This is a genomic window from Acinetobacter lwoffii (genome assembly GCF_024129355.1).
Taxonomy (GTDB): domain Bacteria; phylum Pseudomonadota; class Gammaproteobacteria; order Pseudomonadales; family Moraxellaceae; genus Acinetobacter; species Acinetobacter lwoffii_I.
The window spans coordinates 1-779 of the sequence record NZ_JAMXXP010000086.1; the positions used below are offsets into that span (position 1 = coordinate 1).

The window sequence follows — 779 nt, forward strand, 5'->3', positions numbered from 1 at the left end:
TTACTGTTCATAATTAACCCTATAAAGGTAGCCATAAAAATATACAGGCTAAAGCAACAGAACTTTGATAATTTCTTTTGAGCTTGTCATATCGAGTAGCTATTCCTCTAAATTGCTTTAATCTACAAAACATATTTTCAACTAAATGCCTGATTTTATATAAACACCAGTCCATATGGTCATTGTTCGATTGGCTATTTGTTTTCTTTGGTATATTCGCTTTAGTCCCTGTTTTCCTGATCTGTTCACGCAGTGGTTCTGAATCATAGCCTTTATCTGCACATACCACTTTTGTCTCTTTTAAATCTAATGTTGATATTAAATCAGGTGCAACTTTAACATCATGTGTGGTTCCATCGGTAATCATGAAATCAATAGGATTGCCATGTGCATCAACAATCAAATGTATTTTTGAGGAGTTTCCTCCTACACTTTTAGAAATAGATTGATTCGCTATGCCGGCAGAATGTTGATGAGCACGTACATGAGAGCCATCAATAAAAATCCACTCCATATCGGGGCATGAGGCTAGTAATTTGAATAATCTAAGTAACTTACCGCTGCTTGACCAACGATTAAAACGTTTGAAAATAGAGTTTGAATGACCAAAACAACAAGGAATATCTCGCCACGGACAGCCTGTTCTAATTCTATAGAGAATAGCTTCAATAAAATTGCGTAAATTTGAGTTGTGGTGAATGGATAAATTACGCAGAATAACTTTCAACTTTTGCCAGTGTTGATCTGTCAGCATGGTACGAGGCATAGCGAATAGTAAA

At 35.6% G+C, this 779-nt stretch carries 1 pseudogene; it reads right to left on the bottom strand.

The annotated features are described in order from the left end of the window. Nucleotides 1-766, bottom strand: a pseudogene (locus NI468_RS16055) (IS5-like element ISAba31 family transposase). Nucleotides 767-779 lie beyond the last annotated feature (13 nt).